General features: G+C 60.4%; 1 protein-coding gene. It reads left to right on the top strand.

Going from position 1 to position 1,173, the window contains the following annotated elements:
* Positions 1-159: 159 nt before the first annotated feature.
* Positions 160-1,092, top strand: a complete 933-nt coding sequence (locus C8J42_RS19945) for a retropepsin-like domain-containing protein (protein WP_133021545.1) — start codon at positions 160-162, stop codon at positions 1,090-1,092.
* The last annotated feature ends 81 nt before the right edge of the window (positions 1,093-1,173 follow it).

Raw genomic sequence — 1,173 nt, 5'->3', positions numbered from 1 at the left:
CGATCGAATTTTGAGACTGGCTACGATTTCTCAAATTGCGAAGGCGGCTGCGGTTGTAGACAGATTACCGATCAGGACGTCTCGTAAAAGCGCGCTATCGGGCTATTGCTTGTTAACTGGCGGTCGCCAACGCCGACCGCCATGCCGAGGAAAAGTCTGATGCTCACCAAATCGCGCACGCTGCTTACCCTTGTGATGATTGCGTTGCCGCTTAGCGCGTCAGCAGCGCCCCCGGCGGTGACCTCGCCGAGATTGGCCTTGGCCCAAGGTGCCGCCAGCCTTAACGGCAAGCGTCAGTGCGTCGCCTTCTCCTGGCTCGCGAACGACAAGGGGTCTCCACGCGGTGGCATCAGCGTACCAGTACGCATCAACGGCCGGTCCATTCCTCTGCAACTGGACACCGGCGCCAACGTGACCAGCCTCTACGGCGCTTTCCCGATCAAAGCCGGATGGGCAGCAAAAGGTAGCGAGACGTTCCGCGCCAAAGCCTTCGAGCTTGCCGGTGCGACGCTCGACCGGCCTGAAGTCTATGTTAACCCCGACATGGAGGAGGATGCTAGCTTGCGCGGGACGCTCGGGCTGCCGGCGCTGATGGGCCGGGTCGCCGTTATCGATTACCCGGGCCAGCGCTTCTGTCTGTTTGCCGAGGGAGACCTGCCCGCGCCGCTGCAAAAGGCAACGTTCGTCCGTGCAATGCTCCGTAACGCCAAGTTCCATGTGCCGATCAGGACCGGTGCGTTTACGAGCGACACAATCGTATTCGATACCGGGTCAAGCGAGATGCCGCTCCACGTCGACCTCGCTGCTTGGAAGCGCATTACCGGGCGCACGACCACTGCCGCTGCACCCTCTACGATTCAGGGAACAGCTTGGGGCAAGCCTTTCATACTCGCCGGCGCTCCTGCCGCGTCGCCTGTGACAATGGGAGATTTGCCGCTCGGAGCGATCACTGTCTTTACTAACCCGGATGCCCCGAAAAGCTTTGCAGATTGGCCAGTCCCGACCGATGGAGTGCTTGGCAACGCGCCTCTATGGGACGGAATTGTGATCCTCGATCTAACCGCTCGCGTCCGATTTGGCGTGATTAGGTGAGCGCCGGCGATACCAGTCGACTTATCTAGTTTTCCCGAAAGCATCCCTCGCGAGAATGCCGGCTCGGGCAAGAACGCCCAA

The organism is Sphingomonas sp. PP-CE-1A-559 (assembly GCF_004340965.1).
GTDB lineage: Bacteria > Pseudomonadota > Alphaproteobacteria > Sphingomonadales > Sphingomonadaceae > Sphingomonas.
This window is presented reverse-complemented; position numbering and strand designations above follow the sequence as displayed.

What these genes read in the sequence shown, in the direction of transcription:
- C8J42_RS19945 (WP_133021545.1), top strand. Translation starts at nt 160, where the DNA reads ATGCTCACCAAATCGCGCACGCTGCTTACCCTTGTGATGATTGCGTTG.